Source organism: Actinoplanes auranticolor (assembly GCF_018332655.1).
Taxonomy (GTDB): Bacteria; Actinomycetota; Actinomycetes; order Mycobacteriales; family Micromonosporaceae; genus Actinoplanes; species Actinoplanes auranticolor.
In genome coordinates, this window is the sequence record NZ_BOQL01000102.1 from 1 (window position 1) to 25,000 (window position 25,000).

25 protein-coding genes and 1 riboswitch are annotated in these 25,000 nt (G+C 70.3%); of the genes, 15 read left to right on the top strand and 10 right to left on the bottom strand.

The window, feature by feature from the left end; translation table 11 throughout:
• The first annotated feature begins 355 nt into the window (after positions 1-355).
• From Aau02nite_RS45285 to Aau02nite_RS45300, 4 genes are all read left to right on the top strand, one after another.
• Entirely contained in the window at positions 356-1,039 is a 684-nt protein-coding gene (locus Aau02nite_RS45285) for a YncE family protein (RefSeq protein WP_212994895.1), read from the top strand.
• Between the two features lie 267 nt (positions 1,040-1,306).
• Complete coding sequence (locus Aau02nite_RS45290; protein WP_212994896.1) at positions 1,307-1,804, top strand: NUDIX domain-containing protein; 498 nt, start codon at positions 1,307-1,309, stop codon at positions 1,802-1,804.
• An 86-nt stretch (positions 1,805-1,890) separates the two neighbouring features.
• Positions 1,891-2,082 (top strand): hypothetical protein, encoded by a 192-nt coding sequence (locus Aau02nite_RS45295; protein ID WP_212994897.1) that lies wholly within the window; start codon positions 1,891-1,893, stop codon positions 2,080-2,082.
• Between the two features lie 54 nt (positions 2,083-2,136).
• Positions 2,137-3,198 carry a LacI family DNA-binding transcriptional regulator gene (locus Aau02nite_RS45300; RefSeq protein ID WP_212994898.1) on the top strand — a complete coding sequence of 354 codons (1,062 nt, stop codon included), beginning with the start codon at positions 2,137-2,139 and terminating at the stop codon, positions 3,196-3,198.
• A gap of 50 nt (positions 3,199-3,248) precedes the next feature.
• On the opposite strand, the gene Aau02nite_RS45305 is transcribed toward Aau02nite_RS45300, so the two are convergent.
• On the bottom strand, positions 3,249-4,091 hold the full coding sequence (locus tag Aau02nite_RS45305) for a PHP domain-containing protein (RefSeq protein ID WP_212994899.1): 843 nt from the start codon (positions 4,089-4,091) through the stop codon (positions 3,249-3,251).
• A 292-nt stretch (positions 4,092-4,383) separates the two neighbouring features.
• On the opposite strand from Aau02nite_RS45305, the gene Aau02nite_RS45310 reads away from it, so the two are divergent.
• The gene (locus tag Aau02nite_RS45310; protein ID WP_212994900.1) at positions 4,384-5,397 is read left to right on the top strand and encodes an alpha/beta hydrolase family protein; all 1,014 of its coding nucleotides are present in this window, start codon (positions 4,384-4,386) and stop codon (positions 5,395-5,397) included.
• 47 nt (positions 5,398-5,444) lie between these two features.
• Here Aau02nite_RS45310 and Aau02nite_RS45315 read toward each other — a convergent pair whose 3' ends face one another.
• Entirely contained in the window at positions 5,445-6,104 is a 660-nt protein-coding gene (locus tag Aau02nite_RS45315) for a TetR/AcrR family transcriptional regulator (RefSeq protein WP_246595934.1), read from the bottom strand.
• Positions 6,105-6,189: 85 nt separating this feature from the next.
• On the opposite strand from Aau02nite_RS45315, the gene Aau02nite_RS45320 reads away from it, so the two are divergent.
• Positions 6,190-6,687 carry a DUF1579 family protein gene (locus Aau02nite_RS45320; protein WP_212994901.1) on the top strand — a complete coding sequence of 166 codons (498 nt, stop codon included), beginning with the start codon at positions 6,190-6,192 and terminating at the stop codon, positions 6,685-6,687.
• 2 nt (positions 6,688-6,689) lie between these two features.
• Complete coding sequence (locus tag Aau02nite_RS45325) at positions 6,690-7,688, top strand: LLM class flavin-dependent oxidoreductase (RefSeq protein ID WP_281421199.1); 999 nt, start codon at positions 6,690-6,692, stop codon at positions 7,686-7,688.
• Here the strand turns inward: Aau02nite_RS45325 and Aau02nite_RS45330 are convergent.
• The 3 genes from Aau02nite_RS45330 to Aau02nite_RS45340 all read right to left on the bottom strand — a co-directional run bounded on the left by Aau02nite_RS45330 (position 7,638) and on the right by Aau02nite_RS45340 (position 9,954).
• Positions 7,638-8,531 carry an alpha/beta fold hydrolase gene (locus Aau02nite_RS45330; RefSeq protein WP_246595935.1) on the bottom strand — a complete coding sequence of 298 codons (894 nt, stop codon included), beginning with the start codon at positions 8,529-8,531 and terminating at the stop codon, positions 7,638-7,640. The genes Aau02nite_RS45325 and Aau02nite_RS45330 overlap by 51 nt on opposite strands.
• A 19-nt stretch (positions 8,532-8,550) precedes the next feature.
• Positions 8,551-9,120, bottom strand: coding sequence for a DJ-1/PfpI family protein (locus Aau02nite_RS45335; protein WP_212994903.1), 570 nt, complete (start codon positions 9,118-9,120; stop codon positions 8,551-8,553).
• 90 nt (positions 9,121-9,210) lie between these two features.
• A complete protein-coding gene (locus tag Aau02nite_RS45340) occupies positions 9,211-9,954 on the bottom strand; it encodes a GntR family transcriptional regulator (RefSeq protein ID WP_246595936.1) in 744 nt (247 codons plus the stop codon).
• Positions 9,955-10,317: 363 nt separating this feature from the next.
• Between Aau02nite_RS45340 and Aau02nite_RS45345 the strand changes: the two genes are divergently transcribed.
• From Aau02nite_RS45345 to Aau02nite_RS45375, 7 genes are all read left to right on the top strand, one after another.
• Complete coding sequence (locus tag Aau02nite_RS45345; protein WP_246595937.1) at positions 10,318-11,670, top strand: extracellular solute-binding protein; 1,353 nt, start codon at positions 10,318-10,320, stop codon at positions 11,668-11,670.
• Between the two features lie 80 nt (positions 11,671-11,750).
• Positions 11,751-12,617 (top strand): carbohydrate ABC transporter permease, encoded by an 867-nt coding sequence (locus Aau02nite_RS45350; RefSeq protein ID WP_246595938.1) that lies wholly within the window; start codon positions 11,751-11,753, stop codon positions 12,615-12,617.
• Positions 12,617-13,528, top strand: coding sequence for a carbohydrate ABC transporter permease (locus tag Aau02nite_RS45355; protein ID WP_212994907.1), 912 nt, complete (start codon positions 12,617-12,619; stop codon positions 13,526-13,528). Before Aau02nite_RS45350 ends, Aau02nite_RS45355 begins: the two co-directional genes overlap by 1 nt.
• On the top strand, positions 13,528-14,595 hold the full coding sequence (locus Aau02nite_RS45360) for an ABC transporter ATP-binding protein (RefSeq protein ID WP_212994908.1): 1,068 nt from the start codon (positions 13,528-13,530) through the stop codon (positions 14,593-14,595). Before Aau02nite_RS45355 ends, Aau02nite_RS45360 begins: the two co-directional genes overlap by 1 nt.
• On the top strand, positions 14,595-15,671 hold the full coding sequence (locus Aau02nite_RS45365; RefSeq protein WP_212994909.1) for an ABC transporter ATP-binding protein: 1,077 nt from the start codon (positions 14,595-14,597) through the stop codon (positions 15,669-15,671). Before Aau02nite_RS45360 ends, Aau02nite_RS45365 begins: the two co-directional genes overlap by 1 nt.
• A 44-nt stretch (positions 15,672-15,715) precedes the next feature.
• Entirely contained in the window at positions 15,716-17,176 is a 1,461-nt protein-coding gene (locus tag Aau02nite_RS45370; protein WP_212994910.1) for an NAD-dependent succinate-semialdehyde dehydrogenase, read from the top strand.
• A gap of 55 nt (positions 17,177-17,231) precedes the next feature.
• Entirely contained in the window at positions 17,232-18,473 is a 1,242-nt protein-coding gene (locus Aau02nite_RS45375; protein ID WP_212994911.1) for an iron-containing alcohol dehydrogenase, read from the top strand.
• 65 nt (positions 18,474-18,538) lie between these two features.
• On the opposite strand, the gene Aau02nite_RS45380 is transcribed toward Aau02nite_RS45375, so the two are convergent.
• Genes Aau02nite_RS45380 through Aau02nite_RS45400 form a run of 5 tightly spaced genes read right to left on the bottom strand, consistent with a single transcriptional unit; the run spans position 18,539 to position 23,588 of the window.
• Complete coding sequence (locus Aau02nite_RS45380) at positions 18,539-19,198, bottom strand: ABC transporter ATP-binding protein (RefSeq protein ID WP_212994912.1); 660 nt, start codon at positions 19,196-19,198, stop codon at positions 18,539-18,541.
• The gene (locus Aau02nite_RS45385) at positions 19,195-20,142 is read right to left on the bottom strand and encodes an ABC transporter ATP-binding protein (RefSeq protein ID WP_246595939.1); all 948 of its coding nucleotides are present in this window, start codon (positions 20,140-20,142) and stop codon (positions 19,195-19,197) included. The genes Aau02nite_RS45380 and Aau02nite_RS45385 overlap by 4 nt, the downstream gene beginning before the upstream one ends.
• On the bottom strand, positions 20,139-20,990 hold the full coding sequence (locus Aau02nite_RS45390) for an ABC transporter permease (RefSeq protein ID WP_212994913.1): 852 nt from the start codon (positions 20,988-20,990) through the stop codon (positions 20,139-20,141). Before Aau02nite_RS45390 ends, Aau02nite_RS45385 begins: the two co-directional genes overlap by 4 nt.
• Positions 20,983-22,023 (bottom strand): ABC transporter permease, encoded by a 1,041-nt coding sequence (locus tag Aau02nite_RS45395; RefSeq protein WP_246595940.1) that lies wholly within the window; start codon positions 22,021-22,023, stop codon positions 20,983-20,985. The genes Aau02nite_RS45390 and Aau02nite_RS45395 overlap by 8 nt, the downstream gene beginning before the upstream one ends.
• Positions 21,993-23,588: an ABC transporter substrate-binding protein gene (locus tag Aau02nite_RS45400; protein ID WP_212994914.1), complete on the bottom strand. Its 1,596-nt coding sequence runs from the start codon at positions 23,586-23,588 to the stop codon at positions 21,993-21,995. Before Aau02nite_RS45400 ends, Aau02nite_RS45395 begins: the two co-directional genes overlap by 31 nt.
• 178 nt (positions 23,589-23,766) lie before the next feature.
• A riboswitch (cobalamin riboswitch) is annotated at positions 23,767-23,948 on the top strand.
• 28 nt (positions 23,949-23,976) lie between these two features.
• On the opposite strand from Aau02nite_RS45400, the gene Aau02nite_RS45405 reads away from it, so the two are divergent.
• Positions 23,977-24,996, top strand: coding sequence for an ABC transporter substrate-binding protein (locus tag Aau02nite_RS45405; protein ID WP_212994915.1), 1,020 nt, complete (start codon positions 23,977-23,979; stop codon positions 24,994-24,996).
• The last annotated feature ends 4 nt before the right edge of the window (positions 24,997-25,000 follow it).

Consider the following 25,000-nt stretch of genomic DNA (forward strand, 5'->3'; position numbering starts at 1 on the left):
TCGGAGCCCCACGCGACTTCATGGCCCCGTACACGTGCGACGGAGATCTCCTCAAGCGGAACCCTGAACCAGCCTCGGCCCCGCCTGGCGTGCCCCGGCCTGGACTGACGCCGGGGTCTTGCCTTACTCACTGCGGCGATGACACGAACTCACCGCCATGCCGAGCGAGCCACGAGAACATCCGGGCCCTGCTTAACGCTCGGTCAGATCGTCTGCGTCTTTGGCGATCTCTGCCGTCAACCCGGACAACGTTAGCCAGCCCAACCGAGTTTGTCTAGTGGTCTGGACATAGATTTTCTCGGCGGCCGTCGCCTGCTTCGACGCACCACGCACCGTGGCCCCGCTGCGGAAGAACATGAGCGGCGACGGTCGGTACCTGTCCGCGGTGGCGCTGTTCTGCGCCAGCTCCGCGCTCGAGCCGTTGACGGAGTTCCAGGTGACCGTGTTCTCGGTCCAGGTCAAGAAGACCATCGGCAAGCAGTACGGCGCCACCGGCATGACCGTCGACAGCCAGCGGGACAACCTGTACGTCGCCCTCGCCGCCGGTGACGCGCTCAGCGTGATCGACCTGCACACGCTGAAGGAAATCGCACGGCACGACACGGGTCCGCGCACGTGCCCGACCCACCTGGCCCGCATCGGCGACAACGTCTGGTTCGGCCACGGCTGCGACGACAACTGGACCGGCGGCGTCGGCCCGCTGGACACCGCTGTCTACACCGCGAGCCGGTCGACCAACGACTTCCCGGCGTACGAGACCACGGCGCTGGCCGGCCGCGGCGCGTACCGCGTCGGCTGCTACCCGGTCGCGGTATCCGTGTCCCCGGACGACCAGTACATCGCCCTCGGCATTCAGAACCCCGACAACGACGTGGTCAGCTACGAGCCGGGTGGCGTCCTGCCGGTGCAACGGCTCGACATCACCGAGGACGTCGTGGCGCTGCGCGGCCTGGCCCGGGCGCGGTACACCAGCAGGTTGTTCGTGATCACCATGGGCGCGACCGGCGGTTCTCCGGCGCTGCGCATCATCGAACTCTGATCGCCGGACCTGGGCGCGATCTTTTCCGGATGCATTCCCGCCTACGCGGAAAGGATTTGTTCCGCCCGGCATTACGGCGGGTTCGGCTTTCGCCGTGCATTCCGCGCCGGAACGAGCAAAGGCGCTCTTCCGGAATCGCCGGCGGTCGCCTATCGGGCCCTGCTCGATCCGCGAAGCCGCAAAGGCCGTATACCACCTTGAGGCTTCGCGGATCGCATCCCGCCCGCGGATGGCTGCTCGGTTCACGCCGGCTCTAGCATGATCTCCATGAGCGACGACAACGCTGGTGAGCTACCCGAGCTGGCGTTCACACTGCCGACCGTCCCGGCCTCTGCCGGAGCTCTGGTACGCGGCCGCAAGGGCCGATTGCTGATCCTGAAGCCGACGTACAAGGGCGGCTGGACGATCCCGGGTGGGGTCGTCGAGATCGGCGAGTCACCCTGGGAGGCGTGTCGCCGCGAAACCAAGGAGGAGTGCGGCCTCGACGTCGCCACGGGACGGCTCGTGTGTGTGGACTTCCTGCGCCCACGACCTGACCGTCCGGGTGGTATGCGGTTCCTGTTCGACTGCGGCGTCCTCGACGGCGCCGTCCTGGACACCGTGGTCATCCAGCCGCTCGAGATCGCCGAGAGCCGGGTCCTGCCGATCGACACCGCGCTACCTCTGCTCAGCGGACCGGTCCGGCGCCGGGTACGCGCCGCCTGGAAGAAGAAACGGGTGCGATACCTCGAGGACGGCCGTTCCGTACAGGGGATCAGTCTTTAGCGCGCCGTCGTTGTCCTGCAGTCGCGCAAACCTTCTTGACCGGTACAGAAGACGTGGTTACTGTACCGGTATAGAAGGAGGTCGTCATGGAACTACCCACCGCCATGATCATTGCTGTCGACCAGGTCAGCCGCCAGTTCGCGGAGTGCGCGCCGGACGCGCCCGCACAGCCCCACGTCGAGCGCTCGCCCGAAGCCCGCCGGGTACGTGTGGCGCTGGCCCGCGGGTTGATCCGGCTGGCGCATGTGATCGCCCCGCCCGAACCGGCCTGCCGCTGACGTCCTGACCTGCCATCAACGGCCGTGTCCCAGGGGTGGCGCTATGGTGACGCGATGGCGGCACGGGTGACACTGCAGACGATCGCCGACCGCGTGGGCGTGAGCCGGATGACCGTGTCCAACGCGTTCTCCAAGCCCGATCAGCTTTCCGTCCCGTTGCGCCAACGCATCCTCGCCGCCGCCCAGGAGCTCGGCTACGTCGGGCCCGACCCGGCGGCGCGTGCCCTGGCCAAGGGCACGACCGGCGCGGTCGGGGTGGTGTTCACCCACTCGCTGCGCTTCGCCTTCACCGATCTGGTGGCCACCGGCTTCCTCGGCGCGATCGCCGAGGAGCTGGCCCCGACCGGACTCTCGCTGACCTTGCTGACCTCCTCCGACGACGGCGACATCGTCCCGGCCCGGGACGTCGCGATGGACGGGGCGCTGGTCTACTCGTGCGACTGGACCTCACGCGCGGTGGACTTCCTGCACCGGCGGCGGCTGCCGCTGGTCTACGTCGACCAGGACCCGGTCGACGACATCCCGAGCGTCAACGTCGACGACCGCAGCGGCGCCCGCGCGGCAGCCCGGCACGTGCTCGACCTGGGACACCGGCGGATCGGGCTGCTGCTGTCCGGCACGCACGGCCCGTACGGGCTGCTCGACGACCCCGGTGTCGTCGACGGTCACTCTTCCCGGCAGCGATTGCTGGGCTGGCTCGACGAGTTCGGCCCCGCCGGGGTCGAAGTGATGTCGGCCCGGCAGGACGGCACCGGCCTGGAGCAGGCGCGCTGGGGTGCCCGGCTGCTGCTCGACCGCCCCGACCGCCCGACCGCCGTACTGTGCTTCTCCGACGCCGTCGCCTACGGGGTGTTGCAGGTCGCCGCCGAGCTGGGCATCGAGGTCCCCCGGCAGTTGTCGGTGGTCGGCTTCGATGACAACCCCCTGGCCACGCAGGTGCGGCCGACGCTGACCACCGTCCGGCAGGACATCGCCGCGAAGGGCCGGGCCGCGGCGGCCACGCTGACCGCCACCATCGCACGGGCCAAGGCCGGCACCTCCGCTCCCGCCGAGCACGTCCTGCTACCCACCGAGCTGGTGGTGCGGGAAAGCAGCGGCCCGGTCAACCCGCAGTAATCTTCGCCGCCAGGCCGCGGCGCGTTCTCTGCGCGCGCTGGGGGTGACGGTCACCCCGGGAGGGTCCACCGGTCGTACGGATGACGGCCCGGCCGGAAACCGTGTGCCTCGACCATGTCGGCGGCCGCGGACAGGCCGGTGCCGACGGCGTCGGGGACGTGGGCGTCACTGCCGAAGGTGACCACCTTGCCGCCCTCGTCGCGCCACCAGCGGACGATCTCCGAGGCCAGCGGGATGCGGGTGTTGACCTCCAGCGTCCGGTCCGTGGCGGCGAGGATGCGCAGCGCGTGCCGGAACTCGTCCTCGAAGGCGTACAGGTCGAACGGCCCGGCCTCGGCGGGCCAGCCGCGGATGGCGTAATCCAGGTGGGCGAGGACCGCGAAGGCATCCGTACGGGAAATCAGCTCGGCGATCTCGGCCAGGTAGAGCCGCATCACCTCGACGGCGGGGCGCTGTCGGTAGAGCGCGTTCGCCTCGACGAGGTGGTCGTCGACGGGCAGGGCGTGCAGCGAGCCGAGCACCCGTTCGTAGTGGCCGGTGCCGAGCAGTTTCGCCACCGGTACGGCGTTCCAGTGGGGTTCGCCCAGCTCGACGCCGCTGATGACGCGCAGCGACGGGAACATCTCGCGGCACCGCTGAACCGAGGCGAGATAGCGCTCCTGGTCCAACTCGGGCGGGACCAGCACGCCGTCGGGGCCGGTCAGCTCGCGGCGCAGCGGTGAGCGCTCCAGGACCACCTCGTCGACCGTCCACCGGGAGTAGTCGACGTGCTCGGTGAACGCGACGGCCGGGAGACCGAGCTGCACCGCGCGGGCGCAGGTCCGTTCCATGGAGCCCTCGGGAGCATCCCAGGAGAATTCGGTGTGTACGTGACCGTCTGCGGGCTGAATCACCTGGCCACGGTAGCGATCATGGTTCAGGCGCTGCGGAGTGGGTGGGCCTGCCGGCCCCGGCACAGTGGCTCGGCCCGGGACGAAAGGCGGGCCTGGAAGATCTGCGAGCTGGTGACTAACGTCGGTCTATGTTGACCCGACGCAGCATGCTTCGCCTGATCACCGTGGGACCGGTCGCTACGGCGGCCGGCTCGGGACCGCCGGCGCCGCCGCGGCCACGCCCCCGGCGTACCGGCTGGACCTGCCGGAACCCACCGGGCCGCACCCCATCGGCACCGTCGAGGTGCACCTCGTGGACCGGAGCCGCCCGGACCCGTGGGGGCTCGGCGACGTCCGCGAACTGATGGTCAGCATCTGGTACCCGGCGTCGCCGGTGGGGCCGCGGGCCCGGTACGCCCCGCCGCGGGCCGGCGCCCTGCTGGCCGACGAGCTCGCCACCGCCCTCGGCCTCCCGGCCGGTTCGATCGACTACGCCGGCACGGTCACCCACGCGCGGGCCGGCGCGCCCGCCGTGGGGCGGCACCCCGTGATCCTGTACTCGCCGGGCGGCGGCACCTCCCGGATCCTCGGCACCCACCACGTCGAGGACCTGGCCAGCCGCGGCTACGTCGTGGTGACCATCGACCACACCGGCGAGGCCCCCGTCGAGTTCCCCGGTGGCCGGGTCACGCCCGTCCAGCGTCCGACCGACTTCCGCAAGGCGATCGGTGTCCGGGTCGACGACACCCGCTTCGTCCTGAACCGCCTCAGCCGCCTCCCCCAGGCCCGCGCGATGGACCTGCGCCGGATCGGCATGGTCGGCTACAGCGCCGGCGGCTTCACCGCCGCCGAGACGATGCTGGTCGACCGCCGCATCGACGCCGGCGTCAACCTGGACGGCACGATGCAGTACGGCTTCCCCGACGGCGATCTCAGCGACTCCGCCCGGCTGGGCCTGAACCGCCCGTTCCTGCTCTTCGGCGCCGGGGGCCACTCCCACCGGCCGCAGGCGGGCAACCCGCTGAACGACCCGTCATGGACCAGCTTCTGGGAGCAGCAGCGCGCCTGGAAACTCGACCTGAGCATCCCGGACGGCACCCACGGCGCTTTCACCGACCGGCAGTTCTCGGTGCCCGCGATCGCCGCCGCCTTCAACCTGCCGCCCGCGATCGTTACCGAGAGGCTCGGCACGGTCGACCCCGCCGGCAGCGTACGAGCCCAGCGTGCATACCTCGGCGCCTTCTTCGACCAGTTCCTCCGCGGCCGCGCCCAGCCGTTGCTGCGCCGCCCGTCGCCCCGGTATCCCGAGGTGGTGTTCACCCGCTGAGCCTCGATCGACTCCAGAAGGAAAACGCACCCCTGCCGACTCGCCTGTCAGCGGTCGGGTCGTGCGGTGTGCTCGAGGGCGCGGTAGAGCTCGCGAGGTTCGGGCGCCGGCGGGAGCGGACCGGTGTTGGTCGCCTCGAAGGACTGCAGCAGGTAGCCGAGCAGTCGACGGCCGCCGAGGGCAAGGGCCTCGTCGCCCGGCCGGGCCAGCCCGCTGGTGGCCAGCAGGACCAGTGGCAGGTCGTGCGGAGAGAAGTCGTCGCGGAGCCGGCCGGCTGCCTTCGCGCGGTTGATGAGCCGGACGAAGTCGCGGAAGGCCGCCTGCCGCTGGGCCTCCAGGCGCTCGGCGGCCGGGAACATGGTGGTCAGTACCTGGTTGAAACCGCGGTTCTCGTGCTGCACGCGGCAGAGGTAGGCAATGAAGTCACTGAAGCCTTGCCAGGGGTCCGGGCTCGCCGTTGCGGCAGCGGCCGCGGCAGCGTAGTCGGCCATCGCGTGGTGGAACACCGCTTCGATCAGTTCCTCGCGGGTCGGGAAGTTGCGCATCAGCGTGGCGATGCCGACCTGGGCCTGGCGTGCCACTTCGCTCATCGGCACATCGATGCCGGAACCGGCGAACACCGTTGCGGCCGCTTCGAGGATCCGGGCCCGGTTACGCTCCGCGTCCGCCCGGCGCGGTCGCTGCTCGCCCTGTGTCGCCACACTCACCTCCGAATATCTGGAAGACCCCTTCCACCTATGCTACCTTCGCAACTGGAAGAGGTCTTCCATTTCTTGATTTCCGGAGGTAATGATGGCAGAGAACAACGCGCAGTCCGGGCCGCGCCCGCACGAGCGGGTGACGGAGCTGGACTTCTTCGTGGGGTCGTGGCGTGCGGAGGGCAACTTCCACGACACTCCGTTCGGCTCGGGCAAGCCGATCGAGATGACGATCACCGGAAGCCGCGAGGACCGCGGCTTCTGGACGGTGGTCCGCACCGAAGAAGTGCCGACCGAGCACAATCCGGATCCGCTGACCGCCCGGTACCTGTGGGGCTACGACGCCGCAGCGGGCGAGTTCGTCGCGGAGTGGTTCGACAGCAACGGCGGGCGGGCCACCCAGCGGTCGCAGGGTTGGGAGGGCGACACCCTCGTCTTCGAGGGAACGATGAGCATGGGCGGTCACACCGTGCCTCTGCGGGATTCGTTCACCCGCTCCGGCGACGACCGCTACTACCACATCGGCGAGACGGACCTCGGCGGCGGCTGGATCACCGTCGACGACGAGCACGTCACCCGGGTCGGCCGGTAGCTGTGGCCGTACAGATCGGGGTCGCGACCTTGACCGACCTGCCGGCCGGCGCGGACCCGCGGGCGCGGATGCAGCAGATCGTCGATCTCGGCGTACGCGCCGACGATCTCGGACTGGACGTGTTCGGCGTGGGAGAGCACCACAGCGCCGACTTCCTGGTGTCCTCCCCCGTGCCGGTCCTGGCCGCGGTCGCGGCACGGACCCGCACCATTCGACTGTCCAGTGCGGTGACCGTGCTGAGCGTGCACGACCCGGTACGGGTCTACCAGGACTTCGCGACCCTCGATCTGCTCAGCGGGGGCCGCGCCGAGATCGTCACCGGGCGCAGCGCCTATCCGGACCCGTTCGCACTGTTCGGCGTGGACATCACCCGCTACGACGAGATGTTCGTCGAGCGCCTCGACCTGCTGTTGCGGTTGCGCGACGGCGACGCGGCGCGCTGGTCGGGCCGGCACCGTCCGCCGGTAGTGCCCGCCGCCGTGGTGCCGCGCGCCGTCCAGGACCGGCTGCCGGTGTGGATCGGCGCGGGCGGCAGTCCGGGCAGCGTCGAGCGTGCGGGGGCGGCCGGGCTGCCGCTGATCCTCGGCTACATCGGCGGCACGCCGGCCCATGTGCGCCAGCTGATCGACCTCTATCGGGCGGCCGGCGAGCGAGCGGGCCATGCCGAGCGCTTGCAGGTCGGCGTGGCGGTCCACTACTACGCCGGCGACGAGCCCGAGAAGACCTACGGTCACTATCGCGACTTCCTGCGGCCGAAGGGTCCCGGACGCCCGGGCTTCACGGTTTCGCCGCAGGACTTCGCCGACGGGTTGCGCCCCGACGGGCACCTCATGATCGGCACCACGGAGCAGGTGACGGAGAAGATGCAGCGGCTGCACAAGGTCGTCGCCTTCGACCGGGTGCAGGCCCTCGTCGACTGGGGCGGCATCTCCGCGGAGCGGGTGCGGCAGTCACTGGACCGCCTCGGCACCGACATCTCCCCTGCGCTGCGCGCCCTCTGACCCGGCCGGACCAGGTATGCCCGGGAACTCGAGGGGCCGGCGGAGGAAGCAGGACAGGAGCTGCCTGAACTCGTTCGGGTGCTCGACCGCCGGCACGTGACCACATCGGCCGAGCACGTGCAGACGGACATCGGCCAGGTGTTCGAGCAAGGGCAGAGCCGCCGTCCCGAGCGGGGTGACTCGGTCCTCGGCGCCGTGAACGAGCAGCACGGGCGCGCGGACCGCTGCCAGCGTCTGCGCCGAGAGGGTGAGCTCGTCGACCCACCGCGCCCTGGGTGGTGGGAACAACGACGCGAAGGCGGCCTCCCCCGCTCGCATCGCAGCTGCACGGGCATCGACGGCCGCATCGGTCACGAGCGCCCGGTCGAGGACGAGGCGACCCAGCATGTCTCGTGCCCCGAGCAGGCCGGCCGGGGCGGCCCAGATCGCGTCGAGTTCGGCGGACAGCGGCGCCCCGGGGGCGCCCATCGTCGAGACCGCCACGACACAGGTGACTTGGTGGGGGCGCGCGGCCGTCAACGCCAGCGCCACGGCACCGCCCATGGAGTGACCCACCACGGCGTAGTACTCGTGACCGAGAGCGTCCATCAGGCCCGCGGCCTGCTCCGTCCACAGCCGGAGCCCACCGCGGGAGCCCGCCGGGACAGGTGTACGACCGAACCCGGCCTGGTCAGGAGCCACCACGTGCCAGGATCCGCCCAGCGCCTGCGCCGTCGCTGCCCAGGCTCCGGACCCCGTCGTGCCGGGTCCGGAGCCGTGCAGCATCAGCACCGCGGGCCCGGTGCCGCTCTCCAGGACGTGGACCGGGGAACCGTCGACTGTGACGGTCCGAAGTGCCGTCACCGGGGCGGGCCAGGTGTGCTCATGCCGATGCGGAGCTGACGGACTTCGCGAAGAGCTCCATCATCGCCCTGCCGAACTGCGGCATGTCGGGCCATCCCCGGCAGGAGACGAGATTGCCGTCCACGACGTCGGGAGCATCGATGACCGTCGCGCCCGCATTTTCCATGTCACCTGTGATGGGCGGGAAACACGCCGTCCTCCGACCCTTCAGCAGCCCGTACACCGCCGGCACCTGCGCACCGTGGCACACCAGCGCGATGGGGAGGTTGCGCGCGAAGAAGTGCTCGGTGATGCGCCTGACGTCGGCGTCGACCCGGATCCACTCGGGGGCACGTCCCCCGGGGATGATGAGGGCGTCGTAGCGCTCGACGTCGACCTCGGCCCAGGGCACGTCGACCGGCAGCTTCCGGCCGTTCTTCTCCACGTAGGCGTCGGAGTTGGGGTCGAACTCGTGGATGACCAGTTGCACGTCACGCATCGTCCGTGACGAGACGTCGACGTCCCAGCCGCCTTCCTGCACGCGATAGTAGGGATACATGGTGTCGAGCTCCTCGGCGGCGTCGCCGGTCAGGAGCAGCGCTCTGGGCACCTGCTTCTCCTCGCATCTGGGGGGCGCGTGAGGTAGATCCAATCCGATCCGAGCCGGTTGAGTCAGCATTGCCCGGGGCCGACACGCCCGTCAAGCCTCTGCCGCCATTCCATCCGCGTCCTTGACCTCGTCGAACAACCGCCGGAAACGCTCGCCGGACCGCAGGATGTGCCGACGCATCGCGTAAGCGGCCGCGTCGGGGTCCCGCGCAGCGATCGCGGCCACAACCTGCTCGTGCTCAGCCATGGCCAGGTGAGTGACCTGGGTGTCGTGGTGCAGCCGGAAGAGGTGCACGTGGCTGTGCAGGCGAGCGAGCGCTTCACGGATGATCTGGTTCTCCGCGCTCAGGGCGACGAGATCGTGAAAGGCGGCGTCGCGGAGCCCGAAGGCGCCGTAGGCCATGGGCCCGCTGCCCCCCTCCAACTCCGCCATCTCCCCCAGCATTCGCCGCAGACCGTCCACCTGCTGCAAGGACGCGCGTTCGGCGGATCTGCGCGCCGCTGCCGGCTCGAGAAGCAGGCGGACCTCGAGCATGTCCTCGAATCGGTGACGGGTGATCTGGGGCGGAATGCGGTAGCCGGCATGGGGCACGCGCACGACCAGGCCCTCGGCCTCCATGCGGTTCAGCGCGTCCCGGATCGGCGTCTGCGAGACCCCCAGCTCTCGCGCCAGGACGTCGATCGTGACGCGGGAGCCAGGCTCGATCCGAAGCGACATCAGCTGTCCGAGCAGCGTGTCGTACACCTCGTCGGCAAGCCGGCCATGAGATCTGCCCGGCGGCATCCCGCCCGTCATGGCGCCCCGGTCCCGCGCGATCACCGCTTCGTCGTCCATCGTGACGTGAGGTCCTTTCCTGGGTCTCGGCGAACCTGTTGACATCGATCACAACGCTGCGACATGCTGGCGCCCTCACCAGATCGTATAGGAAACGCGGCGACCGCTCGCCATCGCGGAACCGCCCGCCATCGCTCTACTTCGATCGCGCGGAGCTCCCTCCCGGTCCGCGGGCCGGCCCCCGCGACAGCCCGGCACCACGCCTGAACAAACCCAGTAACTGCTCGGCGGAACACGTAGCGAGGCGCTAGAAGTCCGATCCAGAAAGCAGGCAGGAAGATGCGGTATTCCAAGCGAACAGGACGACTGTCTGTTCCCGGTCGGAAGGTGCGGCTGGCCACGGCGGCCATGCTCCTAGTGACCATGACCACGGCGGCGGCCTGCAGTGACGGCCAGGACGACGGCGCCAAGGCGAGCGCCCCCAAAGCACCGGCGACCATCCCGGAGCTCACCAAGGACCCGCTGACCCTCAGCTTCATCTGGTTCGAGTGGCCCCCTGCCCAGGCGTTGGAAGCCTTCGCGAACGAGGAGTACAAGAAAGAGCGACCCAACGCGACCATCAAGGTCAACACCGTACCGAACGCGAACTGGCACGACGCGATGTTCACCCAGTTCGCCGCGCGCAAGACCGACTTCGACATCGCGATCCTGGACTCGCAACACATCGGCGAGGCCGTGACGAACGGCAACATCCTCGACCTCACCGACTTCGTCAAAACGAACATCGACGTCAAGGCCTACAACCCGTACCTGCTGGCCGCCTACGGCCAGTTCCCGCAGGCGGAGACCGGCAAGCGCGACGAGAACGCCAGCCTGTACGGACTGCCGTTGCTCGGCGACACCTGGACGATGATCTACCGCAAAGACCTGATCGGCGACAAGCCACCGCAGACCTGGGACGAGATGATCTCAGCGGCCGAGAAGTGCCAGGCGGACAACCCCGGCGTCAGCGGGCTGGCTTTCCACCAGGCCAACGGCTCCGACGCCGCGGCCGTCACCTACAACACGGTCAACGGCGTCTACGGCGGCAACCTCTGGGACGCCAAGACGCGCAAGATCCAGGGCGTCATCAACGACCCGGCGGGCCAGGAGGCGATGGACGTCCTGGTCAACAAGATGAAGCCGCTGACGGCCAAGGGCTCCGGCAACTGGTTCATCGACGAGGTGAACGCAGCGGTCGCCCAGGGCAAGGCATGCATCGCGTTCAACTGGATCGCCGCCAGCGGCGGCCTGCTCGACCCGAAGCAGTCGACGCTCGGCACCACGCGGAACCAGATTCTCGACAAGCTGGGTTTTGCCACCCTGCCGAGCCAGAAGACGAACCTGGTGCCTCTCGGCGGCATGGGGATGCACGTGTCGGCCTACTCCTCCCCGGCGAACCAGGCGGAGGCCCTGAACTTCATGAAGTGGTTCGAGCGGGCCGACGTTCAGAAGAAGTGGGCCGCGGCCGGCGGAGTGCCATCGCGTACGGACGCCCTGGAGTCGCCCGAGTTCCTCAATGCCGGGCCGTTCAACCGGGTCTACGCCGACTCGGTTCCGCGGATGCGGGACATGTGGAACGTGCCCGAGTACGCGCGCCTCGTCGACATCGAGAACACCAACGTGAACGCGGCTCTCAACGGCGCCAAGAAGCCGAAGGAAGCGCTCGACGACATCGCCAAGGAGCAGCAGAGCGTGCTCGACTCCAGCAGCCGCAAGGGCGGCGGCGGGCTGTGAGCGACCCCGCCCCTTCGACGATCGACCGCCCCGGGCAGGTGGCGTCCGCGACTCCGCCTGCACCGGGCCGGTCCCGCCGGTTGAGCGACCGTGGGCTCGCCGTGGCCTTCATCTCCCCCGCGCTGCTGCTGTTGCTCGCCATGTCGGTGTTCCCGTTGCTGTGGGCGTTGTACCTGTCTTTCACCGACTACTCGGCCACCCGCGGCGGGCCCGCGAATTTCGTCGGGTTCGGGAACTACACCGCCATCCTGACTTCGGCGCAGGTCCACCTGAGGGCCTTGACGACGGTGATCTACGTGGTCGGCGCGGTCGGCCTGCAGACCGTGCTCGGTTTCACCATCGCCTACCTGATCTCCCGGCGTACGCACGGGCGAGGACTGCTGACCACGCTGTTCCTGGTGCCGATGATGCTGTCGCCGGTCGTGGTCGGGCTGTTCTGGCGATTCATGCTCGACGCGCAGTTCGGCGTGGTCAACAGCATGCTCGGCTCGCTCGGCCTGGGGCAGGTGGAGTGGCTCACCCGGCAGCGTACGGCGTTGATCTCCCTGATCGTGGTCGACACCTGGCAGTGGACGCCGTTCATCATGCTCATCGCACTCGCCGGCCTCACCGCGGTACCCAAGTACTTGTACGAGGCCGCCTCGATCGACCGGGCGTCCGAGTGGTTCCGGTTCCGCACCATCACCCTGCCGCTGGTGTGGCCGCTGCTCCTCATCGCCGTGTTGTTCCGGGCCATCGAGGCCTTCCGGCTGTTCGACCTCGTCTACATCCTCACCAGCGGAGGTCCGGGGGTCTCCACCGAGACGTTGTCGTTTCACGTCTACAAGGTCGCGTTCCTGGGCTTCAACACCGGAACCGCCTCGGCGTACGGAATCCTCATGGTCCTCGTCGTGATCGTCCTCACGCAGCTCTACCTGCGCTACCTGAACAAGCTCAAGGAGGACTGATGGCCGTCTCCGTCAACGAGGCCGTCTCCCCGGGTCCTGTGCGCGACCACCCGCCCCCCGCGCGCCGCCGTAGCGGCCGGGGCCGCACCGTGCTGGAGGTCGCGCTGCTGACCGTGCTGGCCGTCGTGATGCTCTTTCCGGTGCTGTGGATGATCGAGACGTCCATCAAGGAGAACCGGGACGTCTACGCCGTCCCGGCCAAGTTCTTCGACTTCAAGGTCACTCTGGACCATTACCGGGACGTGTTCGTCGCCTCCGGCGGCGGTCGCTCGACCTTGTCCGTCTCGTTCCTCAACTCCGTCATAGTCGCCGGGGTCTCCACCGTGCTAGCCACCGTGCTGGGGGTCCCGGCGGCCTGGGCCTACTCACGCTTCGCGGTGAGGGCCAAGAAGGATCAGCTCTTCTTCATCCTGTCCACCCGCTTCATGCCGCCCGTGGTGGTCGTGATCCCGATCTTCCTCATGTACCGCCAGGTCGGGCTCATCGACAACGCGCTCGGCCTGATCCTCATCTACACCGCCTTCAACGTCCCGTTCACGATCTGGATGATGAAGGGATTCGTCGACGAGGTGCCCGCGGAGTACGAGGATGCCGCCATGCTCGACGGCTACACCCGCTTGCAGGCGTTCCGGAAATTCACCCTTCCCCTGCTCGTGCCCGGCATCGCCGCGACGGCGGTCTTCGCACTCATCTTCTCGTGGAACGAGTTCGTGTTCGCCATCTTCCTCACCTCCAGCGACGACGTGCGGACAGCTCCACCCGCCATCGCCGGCCTCATCGGCGGCACCACTGTGGACTGGGGCCTCGTGGCCGCCTCCTCCGTGGTGTTCGCCCTACCGGTGCTCGTCTTCGCCTACCTGGTGCGCAAGCATCTCGTCGCCGGTGTGACGCTCGGGGCGGTGCGGCGCTGATGGCCGGCATCGAGGTGACCGCGTTGCACAAACGCTATCCGGACGGGACGGTCGCCGTTGAGCACGTGGACCTGTCCATCGCTGACGGCGAGCTGTTCGTGATGCTCGGCCCCTCGGGTTGCGGCAAGACGACCACGCTGCGGGCCATAGCCGGCCTGGAGAGGCAGACGACGGGCGACATCCGCATCGGCGCCACGCTGGTCAACGAGCTGCCGCCCGCCGAGCGCGACATCGCCATGGTGTTCCAGTTCTACGCCCTCTACCCGCATCTGAGAACCCGCGACAACCTGGCGTTCCCCCTGCGGGCCGAGGGACTGCCCAAGGCGGAGGTACGGGAGCGGGTCGACGAGGCCGCCCGGTTGATGCGGCTCGCTCCGCTCCTGAACCGGCGACCGCGCCAGTTGTCCGGCGGGGAGCAGCAGCGCGTCGCGCTCGCTCGTGCCCTGGTGCGACGACCGCGCGCCTTCCTCATGGACGAGCCCCTCACCAATCTGGACGCGGAGCTGCGGGCGGACATGCGTACGGAGATCAAGCACCTGCAGGGAGAGCTGGGGACGACGATGGTCTACGTCACCCACGACCAGGTCGAGGCGATGTCGCTCGGTCACCGGATCGCCATCCTCAACAAGGGCCGGGTCGAGCAGATCGGTACGCCGCTGGAGGTCTACGACCGTCCGGCGAGTCTCTTCTGCGCTGCGTTCATCGGCTCCCCGCCGATGAATCTGATCGAGGTGGAGGTGGCCGACGGGAACCTGTGCGGTCAGGGCGGACTGACCCTCACCGCACCACCGGGCCTGCCGCGCGACCGTCGCCTGGTCGCAGGCGTCCGGCCGGAGGCGCTGGAGGTCGCAGAACCGGGGGCGGAACATTCGGTCCCGGCCCGCGTGGTCTCGGCGGAGTGGCTGGGCGACGAGATCATCTACGTGGTCGACCATGGCGGCCGGCGCGACGTACGGGTGCGGATGCCATCGACTGTCCGGTTCGCCGCTGACGCCAAGGTCGGGCTGCGGCACAGCGGCGGCGCCCCGGCGGTCTATGACGTGGGCACGGAAGAGCTGGTGGCCTGATGGGAACCGTGGCGACGCACGGGCTGGGCAAGTCCTTCGGCAAGGTCCAGGCCCTGGACGGGGTGACGCTGGACGTGCCGGACGGCTCGTTCTTCGTCGTGCTCGGGCCCTCCGGGGCAGGCAAGACGACGACCCTGCGAGCGATCGCCGGCCTGGAGAAGCTCGACGCCGGGTCGGTGCACCTGGACGGGAGGGACGCGACCGGTGATCCCCCGGCCGCACGGGATCTGGCCATGGTCTTCCAGAACTACGCCCTCTACCCGCGGCACACGGTGTACGAGAACATCGCTTCGCCGCTGCGGGCACGCCACTGTTCTTCGAGCGAGATCGCCGCCGCCGTCGAGCGGATTTCGAGCCTGCTGCACATCGAACGTCTGCTGCGGCGTCGCCCCGCGCAGTTGTCGGGCGGTGAGATGCAGCGTGTCGCCCTGGCCCGGGCGCTGGTCCGTAGCCCGCGCGCGTTTCTCATGGACGAGCCGTTGACGAACCTCGACCTCAAGCTCCGCGTCGAGATGCGCACCGAGCTGACCCGCATCCACCGGAGTCTCGGAGCCACCTTCGTCTACGTGACCAACGACCAGGTCGAGGCCCTGTCCATGGCCGACCAGGTCGCGGTTCTCAGGGAGGGGAGGGTGCAACAGGTCGGAACGCCGACCGAGGTGTACGAGCGTCCGGCCAACCAGTGGGTCGCCGGGTTCGTCGGGAGCCCGCCGATCAGCCTGCTCGCCTGCCACGCCGAGGGAGATCGGCTGGTCGGTGCCGAAGGCTGGACGCTGCCGCGGCCCCGCTGGACCACGGCTGAGGACGGTCGTCCTCTGCTGCTGGGCCTGCGCGCGGAGGACCTGTCCGTCGAGCGGCGTGGGAACGCGTCGTTGCCGGGCGAGCTCTACGGGCTCGAGCCGCTCGGTGACCGAACGGTGGTCGACGTCCGGGTGGGGACGGAGATTCTCAAGGTCAAGGCACGACCCACCGTCACCGGTACGCCGGGCGAGCGGCTGCTTGTCGCGGTCGACCTGGACCGTGCGCACCTGTTCGATGCCGGCACCGGGCTGTCGCTGTCCGAGGCCGGGCGGTAACCGCGCCGAACGCCGGCAGACGCCACATCGCAGGAGGCGACGCAATGAGTGACCCGATGAACGTCCTGGCCCCCGAGCACCGGCGGCTCCGGATCGGCGACGCCTGGCGCGACGCCGCAAGCGGAGCCACCTTCGCCGTCGAGGACCCGGCCACCGGCAAGACCATCGCCGAGGTGGCGGACGCCGGCATCGCTGACGGGCTCGCCGCTCTGGACATGGCGAGCGGGGCGATGGCGCAGTGGGCGGCGACCCCGCCGCGGAAGCGGTCGGAGTTGCTGACGGCGACGTACCGGGCACTGACCGGGCGATCCGAGGAGATCGCCCGGCTGATAACGCTCGAGATGGGCAAGCCGCTCGCCGAGGCGCGGGCCGAGGTGGCCTACGGCGCCGAGTTCTTCCGGTGGTTCGCCGAGGAGGCGGTGCGCGTCGAGGGGCGCTACAGCATCGCTCCCGCAGGTGGATATCGCATCCTCACCGTGCCGAAACCGGTCGGGCCGTGTGTCTTCGTGACGCCCTGGAACTTTCCGTTGGCGATGGGTGCCCGCAAGATCGCTCCGGCGCTGGCGGCGGGCTGCACGACGATCACCAAGCCGGCAGCCCAGACCCCCCTCACCATGCTGCTCCTGGCCCGCATCATGGAAGAGGCCGGCGTTCCCCCCGGCGTCGTCAACGTGGTGACCACCAAGCGTGCCGGCGAGGTGGTCTCAGCACTGCTGGCCGACAGCCGGACCCGCAAGCTCTCGTTCACCGGGTCGACCGAGGTCGGGCGGGTGCTGCTACGACAGGCAGCGGACAACGTGCTGCGCACCTCCATGGAACTGGGCGGCAACGCGGCCTTGATCGTGTGTGCCGACGCCGACCTGGACGTCGCGCTCGACGGTGCCATGGTGGCCAAGATGCGCAACATCGGGGAGTCCTGCATCGCGGCCAACCGGATCTACGTCGAGGAGCCCGTGCGCGAGGAGTTCACGGCGCGCTTCGCCGAGCGGATGGGCGCGCTGTCGGTGGGCCATGGTCTCGACGACGGCGTGGACGTCGGGGCGTTGATCGACGCGGCCTCGGTCACCAAGATCGAGGAGCTCGTCGCCGACGCGGTCGATCGCGGGGCCCGGGTCCTGGTGGGCGGCGAGCGTCCGGATGGGCCGGGCCACTTCTACCCGCCTACGGTCGTCGTCGACGTGCCCGGAGATGCCCGGCTGCTGCGGGCGGAGATCTTCGGTCCGGTGGCGCCGATCATCTCGTTCACGTCCGACGACGAGGTGCTGGCGAAGGCCAACGACACCGAGCACGGCCTGGTCGGATACGTCTTCACCCGGGACCTTCAGCGGGCGCTGCGGTTCACCGAGGGGCTGGAGACCGGGATGCTCGGCATCAACCGAGGTCTGATCTCGGACCCGTCGGCTCCGTTCGGAGGCGTCAAGCAGTCCGGGATCGGCCGGGAGGGGTCGCACGAGGGCATCCTCGAGTACCTCGACGTCACCTACGCGGCGATCGACCTACCGTGACCAAGGACGACGTCCACCCAGCACATCGCCGCCGACGTTCCGGGGAGGCCCTGACATGCTCGAGACCGTCCGCGGACCACGCCAGCTGATAGTGGGCGAAGGGGTCGCGCAGAACATCCCCCGAGTGGTGGCCGAGAGTGGCTCGCGAGTCCTCATCGTGACCGACCGGGTTCTTCTGGGGCAGCCGGGCGTGGCCGAGATCGTGGCCGCCGTGCGGGAGAAGGTCGAGGTCGTCGAGGTGTTCTCCGACGCGACTCCGGACGTGCCACTCGCCGATGTCGCCCTGGCCGTCTCGGTCGCCGCCGCGATGGACGCCGACGTGATCCTCGCGATCGGCGGTGGCACGGTGATCGACCTCGCCAAGATCGTCGGCGTCATCCGGCGCCACGGTGGAACGCCGCGCGACTACTACGGCGAGTCGAAGGTGCCGGGTCCGACGATGCCTCTCGTCGCTGTCCCGACGACGTCAGGCACCGGCTCCGAGCTCACCCCCGTCTCGGTGCTGACCGACCCGGACCGCGAGCTGAAGGTGGGGGTCTCCAGCGTCCACATCGTGCCCGACTTCGCCATCGTCGACCCCGAACTCACCTACACCTGCCCGGCGACCGTCACCGCCCACTCCGGCATCGACGCGTTGTGCCATGCGGTGGAGAGCTACACCGCGCGGCCGCGGGCCCACGGACCGCGTGACCCGGTGGAGCAGGTCTTCCTCGGCCGCAATGCGATCACCGACCACTACGCGCTCCTGGCCGCGGAGCGGATCGCCCGTAGCTTGCGCCGTGCCGTCAGGGACGGAGGCGACACGGACGCGCGCGCGGACATGTCCTACGGGTCCATGCTCGCCGGGCTCGCGTTCTCCCACGCGGGCAACGCGGCCCCGCACGCCCTCCAGTACCCCATCGGCGCAGCCACGCACACGCCGCACGGTCTGGGCGTCGGGCTGCTACTGCCCTACGCCCTGGATGCGGCCAGGGATGCCATCGGCGACCGGTTGGCCGTTCTCGCCCGGGTGTGCGGACTCGACGTGACCGAAGCCTCGGATGCCGAGGCCGCTGACACGTTCCTCACCTGGCTCGACGGGCTCCTCGCCGACATCGGCATCCCTCCCACCTTGGCCGACCTCGGCGTGGCACGCGCCGACCTTCCCCGCTTCGCGGAGATGGCCGGTGGCGTCACCCGATTGATCCAGAACCATCCAGGCCCGACCGACACCGCCAGCCTGACCGCGATCCTCGAAGCGGCCTGGACCGGGGACCGGAGCCGACACAACCTGACTCCGAGCAGAGACAGTGACTGAGTGTCCTTCGGATGCCGGTGGGCCAGCCGGTCGCGAACCGCCGATCCGGCTGCGGGTGCGGAGCGTCAGCGTGCGGTGGCCGGCAGGTCGGCCAGATCGAGGGTGCGGTCGGCCCAGCGGGTCATGAGCGCCGGGTCGTGGGTGACGATCAGCACGCCGGCGTTGTGGCGTTGCTGGTAGTCGGTGATGACGGTGGCGATCAGCGCCTGGGTGGCGGCGTCGAGCATGGTGGTGGCCTCGTCGCAGAGCAGGTAGTCCGGTGTGTGGGCGAAGGCCCGGGCGAGGCAGGCGCGTTGCAGTTGCCCGTCGCTGACCGCGTGCGGGCGCCGGCTCAGCAGGTCGGCGGTCAGTCCCACGGTGTCGGCCAGGTCGGCCACCCGGGCCGAGATGTCGGACCGGCGGGCGACCCGCAGCGGTTCAGCGATGATGTCCGCCAGGGACAACCGGGGGTCCGCGGCGGCGCGGGGACTCTGGAAGAGCACGCCGATGCGGGTCCGCACGGCGGCCGGCACTGTGTATCGGGTGCCCGTGATCGCCGTACCGTCGATGCTGACCGTCCCGGCCGCCGGGCGGTGCAGGAGCGCCAGGACCCGCAGCAGGGTGGACTTGCCCGCGCCTGACGGGCCGCGCAGGCCGACCGTCTCGCCGCGCGCGAGGCTCAGCGACACGCCGTCGAGGACCCGGCGGCGGCCGTAGGCGACGGTGATGCCCTCGGCGGTGATCACGGGCGGTCACCGATCGGGTGGTGGCAGGCCACGTCGGGGTGCAGACCCGGCTGGATGCCGCAGTCGTCGGCTGCGTGAGGGCAGCGGGGCGCGAAGGCGCAGCCGGCCGGAAGAGCGGTCAGCATCGGCGGGTGGCCGGGAATCGGCGCGAAGGCGCGGTCGGGCAGGGCGTCGAGCAGGGCGTGGGCGTACGGGTGCCGGGGCCCGGCGAAGAAGCCGGCCGCCGGGCGGTGTTCGACGATGCGGCTGGCGTACATGACCGCGACGGAGTCGGCGACGCGTTGCGCGGCAGCCAGGTCGTGGGTGATCAGGATGACCGCCGCGCCGTTGTCGCACCGCTGGCGCAGCACGTCCAGGGTGGCATCGACCAGTGGCCGGTCGAGGCCGGAGGTGGGTTCGTCAGCCAGCAGCAGCGGCGGATCCGGCGCCAGGGCCAGGGCTGTGGCGAGGCGCTGGGCCATGCCACCGGACAGCTCGTGGGGGTACAGGTCGAGGTCGGCCGGGGTGAGTCCTACGCCGGCGGCCACCGTGTCGGCTTCGGCCCGGGGCCGGCCGTGGGCGCGCAGGGTCTCCTCCAGGAGGCGGCGGCCGGTGCGGACCGGGGTCAGCGCGGTGGCCGGGCTCTGCGGGACGAGACCGATGCGGCGTCCCCGTACCGAGCGGGCCAGGATCTTGTCGTCGGCAGTCAGCAGGTCGATCGGGGCGCCATCGCCGTGCAGCAGCGCGGTCCCGGTGACGGCGGCGTTGGCCGGCAGCAGGCCGAGCAGGGCGTGGGCCAGCACGGATTTGCCGCACCCGGACTCCCCCACGACGGCCAGCAGCTCGCCCGGCGCCACGGTGACGTCGATGCCGGTCACGGCGTGCACGGTGGCATCGGGCAGCCGGAACCGGACGGTCAGGTCGCTGATCGCCAGCAGCGAGGACGTGCGCACGGTCGTGGTCACAGTTGCAGCTCCGCCCGTACGCGGGGGTCGAGGCGGTCGCGCCAGCGGGCGACGACCGTGGCCAGCGCGAGCGTGACGATCACGATGACCAGGCCGGGCATGAGGCTGGGCCACCAGGCGCCGGTGAGCAGTGAGCCCTGACCGTCGTTGATCATATTGCCCAGCGAGGCGAGGTGCGGGGGCAGGCCGAGGCCCAGGAACGACAGGGCGGTCTCGTGCCAGACCGCGTGCGGGACCATCAGCGTGGTGGCCAGGGCCAGTTTCGGCAGCACGTGCGGCAGCAGGTGCCTGGTCAGCACGCGCAGCCGGCCCGCGCCGCCGGAGATGGCGGCGTCGATGAACGGCCGGGTGCGCAGGCTGAGCAGTTCGGAGCGCACGATCCGGGCGGTGGAGAGCCAGTGGGTGAGCCCGACCGACAGGACGACCGCGCCGAGGCCGGGTCGCAGCATGGCGACGATGAAGATGCCGAGCAGCAGGTGCGGCAGCGCGGCGACGGTGTCGACGATCCGCATGAGGATCCGGTCGACCGGGCCGCCCAGGGTGCCGGCGATTCCGCCGACGATCCCGCCGATAATGGTGGCGACCAGCGCGGCGACGGCGCCGACGAGCAGCGAGACCCGCAGGCCGTAGACGGTCCGGTGGGCGACGTCGCGGCCGAGGTCGTCGGTGCCGGCCGGGTGGGCCCACGACGGCGCCAGCCGCGTCTGGGCGAGGTCGACCGCGCTCTGGTCCAGCGGCCACAGCACGGGTGCGAGCAGGCCGGCTGCCGCAGCCGACACCAGGACGGCTGTGGCCACGGTGATGGCCGGTCGCGGCATCCGGCTGCGGCGCAGGGTCAGTTCAGCCATCGAGACGCACCCGGGGGTCGGCGGCGGCGTAGGCCAGGTCGGTGAGCAGGTTCGCGGTCAGCACCACGGCGGTGGTGACCAGGGTGATCGCGGCGAGCAGCGGGAAGTCGCTGCCCAGTGCGGCCTGCACGGTGACCGCACCCAGGCCGGGCAGCGAGAACACCGTCTCCACCAGCACCGCACCGCCGACCAGCTCGGGCAGGTGCGTGCCGATCAGCGTGAGGAACGGCAGCAAGGCGGTGCGCATCGCGTGTCCGAACAGGACCGTCCGGCCCGGCAGCCCGCGTGCCCGGGCCGCGAGGACGTGGTCGTCGCGCAGACTTTCAGCGACGGAGTCGCGGACGAACAGCACGAACCACGGCGCCTGCGAGATCGCCAGCACGCCGACGGGCAGGATCAGGTGCCACGCGACATCGGCCGCGGTGGTCGTGGTGGCGGTGACCCCGGTCAGGCCGCCGGCGGGCAGCCAGCCCAGCGTCAGGGCGAACACCGCGATCGCGGCGAGGCCGAGCCAGAACACCGGCATGGCCTCGACCGCGTAGGCCGCGGCCCGCAGGCCACGGTCGAAAAGGCCACCCCGGCGGTACGCGGCCAGCGTGCCCAGCACGAGGCTGGTGACCAGGACGAGGGCCAGGGCGGCACTGACCAGCAGCAGTGTCCAGCCGGCCCGGGCGCCGAGGACTGCGGTCACCGGCTCGTGGCGGCTGGTCGACCAGCCGAGGTCGCCGCGGAGCAGGTTACCGACCCAGCGGACGTACTGGACGGGCAGCGGGTCGTCGACGCCCCAGTTCGCGCGGATCTGGTCGAGGTTCTCCTCGGTGGCGGTGAACGCGGCCGCGCCCGCGTACTGCTTGGCGGGGTCGATCGGTGAGGCGGCGCCGAGCAGGAACATGCCGATGCTGGTCGCGATCAGGACCGGCACCGCGACCAGCAGCCGGCGGCGGACCACGGCGCCCGCGCCGGCGATCCCCCGCCGGCGACGACGCGCTGTCGCTGTCGGCGTCACTGCCGGGTCCAGGTGTGGATGTTCCACCACAGGCTGTTGGCCACGTCGTGCTCGTGCGCTTCGACCCGCGGGCTGACTCCGGTGATGCCGGACTTCACCACGTAGGTGTGTTTGAGGTAGGTGAGGAACACCCACGGCGCGTCGGCGACCAGTTGCTGCTGGAACGTGGCGTAGGCGGCCTTGCGCTGGGCCGGGTCGGCCTGGTCGCGGCCGTCCTGCAGGGCCTTGTCAGCGATCGGGGACCGGTAGCTGCCGGGGTTGAAGTAGCCCTGCCCGGCGAACTTCGACCCGAACAGCTTGTAGGAGACGAAATCCGGGTCGTACGGGGTCCCGAATCCCATCAGCAGGGCGTCCTTGGTGATCCGGGTGTCGATGGCGTCCCAGGTCAGTCCTTCCGGGCTGATCTTGATGCCGATCTTCCGGGCGTCCGCGGTGACGGCCAGGGCCAGCTCCTTGCGCAGGCTGTCACCGGCCGGGTACATGAGCGTGAACGCCGCTTGCACGCCGGCCCTGGCACGGATCCCGTCCGCGCCGGGCACCCAGCCGCCCGCGTCGAGCAGCGCGGTCGCGGCCGCGGTGTCAGCCGACGCCCTGCCCACCGTCGCCGGGTCGGCGTACTCGGAGGTCGGCGGGATCGGCCCGAACGCGGGCTCGCCGGCTCCGGCGAGAATGCCGGTCACCATGGCCGCGCGGTCCACGCCCACCGACAGAGCTCGGCGGACGGCCAGGTCGCCGGTGACCGCACTACCGAAGGGCAACATCACCCCGCGGTAGTCGGCGGTCGACACCCGCTGCACGGTGTAGCCGGCGGCGTTGTCGAACCCCGCCGCGAGTTTCGGCGCCAGTTCGGCGGCGTCGAACTCTCCTGCGCGCATCCGCTGCGCCCGCACGTTGTCGTCGGGGACGAACGCGACGATCAGCTTGCGGTTAGCGGGTCTGCCGCCCCAATAGCTGTCGTTGGCCGCGAGCACGAGGCGGTCCCCGGCGGTCCAGGACTCCACCTCGTACGGGCCGGTGCCGACCGGCTGCCGGTTGAAGCCCGCCTTGTTGATGTCCTGTCCGTCGAGCACCCCGGCGGGCACGATGCCCAGGGTCAGCCGCTGCAGGAACGGCGCGTAGGCGTACTTCAGGGAGAACACGACGGTGGCCGGGTCCGGGGCGGTGACCGCGGTGAGCATGTCCAGGTCCGAGCGCAGCGTCGAGTCGACCTTCGGATCCAGCACGGCCCGGTAGGTGAACACGACGTCCGCCGCGGTGAGCGGGCTGCCGTCGTGAAAGGTCACCCCGGAGCGCAGCGTCGCCGTGACCGTCCGGCCGTCGCCGGAGACGGTGGGCAGCTCGGCTGCCAGGGCCGGGACCAGCGCGTTCTCGGCGTCCCGGGCGACCAGACCGTCGAAGATCAGCGACGCGCCGTCGACGCCGTAGTTCAGCACCGGGTTCAGCGTGTCCGGCTCGCCGGCGGTCGCCACCACGAAGGTGGCACCCGCCGCCGACGACCCCGGCGCGGCCGGTGTCGCAGAGCAGGCCGCCAGCACCAGGACGCCGGTGACCGCGGCGACGAGGCGGCTCGGCAGAGGCTGCGATCGAACCATCACAGGGGTGACTCCCAGGGTCTGGGCAGGCCGGTATCACCCGGCCGGCGAAGGCTTCCGGTGCGATCGAGGGAACAGTCAACCGCCATGCTGACGCAGTTGCACAGAGTTTGCAATAAGGCGGCGAGCTCGCCGGTCGAGAGGCGTTCATCACCGTGGTCAACTCCGTCCACGGCGGCTAAGGTGGCGCTGCCGTGGTGTTCGGGAAGCCGGTGCGGAACCGGTGCGGCCCTCGCCACTGTGATCGGGAAAGTCTGCGGCCCTCGTCGTTTCGCGAGGTCACTGAGCACCAGCTCGGGAAGGCCGGCCGCAGACGCACGTCCCGTCAGCCAGGAGACCGGCCACGGCACCGAACGACCCGTCCACGAGGTGCTGGAAGGCGGTCCCCATGCGCGTACGCGCTCTGCGGTCCACTGTGTCCTGGCGCGCTGCCGCGCCGTTGTCCGTCCTTGCCGTCCTGCTCGCGGGCTGCTCCGCCACGGCGAATGAACCCGAGACTCCCCCGTCCGTGTCGGCCGGACCGGTCACGCTCGCCAACTGCGGTGCACCGCTGACCGTCCCGGCGCCGCCGGCCCGAGCGGTCACGATGAACCAGCCCGCCACCGAGATCATGCTGGCCCTGGGCCTGCAGGACCGGATGATCGGCACCGCCTACCTCGACGACACGATCCTGCCGCAGTACGCCGCCGCCTACGCCGAGGTCCCGGTGCTGGCGAAGGAGTACCCGTCGAAGGAGAAGCTCCTCGAAGCCGAGCCGGACTTCGTCTACGCCTCGTTCGCCAGTGCTTTCACCGATGAAGGCGCCGGTGACCGCCAGAGTTGGGAGAAACTCGGGGTGAGGACGTACAACTCCCCCGCCGGCTGCGCGAAGGAGACCCGGCCGGCCAAACTGAGCACCGAGGACGTGTTCGCCGAAATTCGCGACATCGCCGCGATCTTCGGCGTCCGCGACCGCGCCGAGGCGCTGATCGCCGACCAGCAGGCCCGCATCGCCGCAGCGGCCGCCACGGTCGCAGACGCCACGGCCACCACCGTGCTGTGGTGGGACGGTGGCAGCGACGCGCCCAGCGTGGGCGCCTGCTGCGGCGCCCCCGGCATGATCATGCAGGCGGTCGGCGTCACCAACGCCTTCGCCGACCTGAGCGGCAGCTGGGCCGACTCCAGCTGGGAGACCGTCGCCGACCGCAACCCGGACGCGATCGTGCTGATCGACGCGGGCTGGGATCCCGCCGCCGCCAAGCGGGCTTTCCTGCAGCGGAATCCCACGCTGAAGGACCTGCCCGCCGTGCGCGGCAACCGGTTCATCGCCATCCCGTTCTCGTCGACCGCGGCCGGCGTCCGCAACGTGCTCGGCATCGAAGCACTCGCCAGGGGCCTCAGCGCCCTGCCCGCCAAGGCGGGCAGCTGACCGC

Coding starts and splice junctions, on each gene's coding strand:
- Aau02nite_RS45405 (WP_212994915.1), top strand. CDS start 23,977: ATGCGCGTACGCGCTCTGCGGTCCACTGTGTCCTGGCGCGCTGCCGCG.
- Aau02nite_RS45365 (WP_212994909.1), top strand. CDS start 14,595: ATGGGAACCGTGGCGACGCACGGGCTGGGCAAGTCCTTCGGCAAGGTC.
- Aau02nite_RS45355 (WP_212994907.1), top strand. CDS start 12,617: ATGGCCGTCTCCGTCAACGAGGCCGTCTCCCCGGGTCCTGTGCGCGAC.
- Aau02nite_RS45360 (WP_212994908.1), top strand. CDS start 13,528: ATGGCCGGCATCGAGGTGACCGCGTTGCACAAACGCTATCCGGACGGG.
- Aau02nite_RS45300 (WP_212994898.1), top strand. CDS start 2,137: ATGGCGGCACGGGTGACACTGCAGACGATCGCCGACCGCGTGGGCGTG.
- Aau02nite_RS45400 (WP_212994914.1), bottom strand. CDS start 23,588: ATGGTTCGATCGCAGCCTCTGCCGAGCCGCCTCGTCGCCGCGGTCACC.
- Aau02nite_RS45340 (WP_246595936.1), bottom strand. CDS start 9,954: ATGGACGACGAAGCGGTGATCGCGCGGGACCGGGGCGCCATGACGGGC.
- Aau02nite_RS45390 (WP_212994913.1), bottom strand. CDS start 20,990: ATGGCTGAACTGACCCTGCGCCGCAGCCGGATGCCGCGACCGGCCATC.
- Aau02nite_RS45295 (WP_212994897.1), top strand. CDS start 1,891: ATGGAACTACCCACCGCCATGATCATTGCTGTCGACCAGGTCAGCCGC.
- Aau02nite_RS45370 (WP_212994910.1), top strand. CDS start 15,716: ATGAGTGACCCGATGAACGTCCTGGCCCCCGAGCACCGGCGGCTCCGG.
- Aau02nite_RS45290 (WP_212994896.1), top strand. CDS start 1,307: ATGAGCGACGACAACGCTGGTGAGCTACCCGAGCTGGCGTTCACACTG.
- Aau02nite_RS45285 (WP_212994895.1), top strand. CDS start 356: ATGAGCGGCGACGGTCGGTACCTGTCCGCGGTGGCGCTGTTCTGCGCC.
- Aau02nite_RS45320 (WP_212994901.1), top strand. CDS start 6,190: ATGGCAGAGAACAACGCGCAGTCCGGGCCGCGCCCGCACGAGCGGGTG.
- Aau02nite_RS45375 (WP_212994911.1), top strand. CDS start 17,232: ATGCTCGAGACCGTCCGCGGACCACGCCAGCTGATAGTGGGCGAAGGG.
- Aau02nite_RS45345 (WP_246595937.1), top strand. CDS start 10,318: ATGACCACGGCGGCGGCCTGCAGTGACGGCCAGGACGACGGCGCCAAG.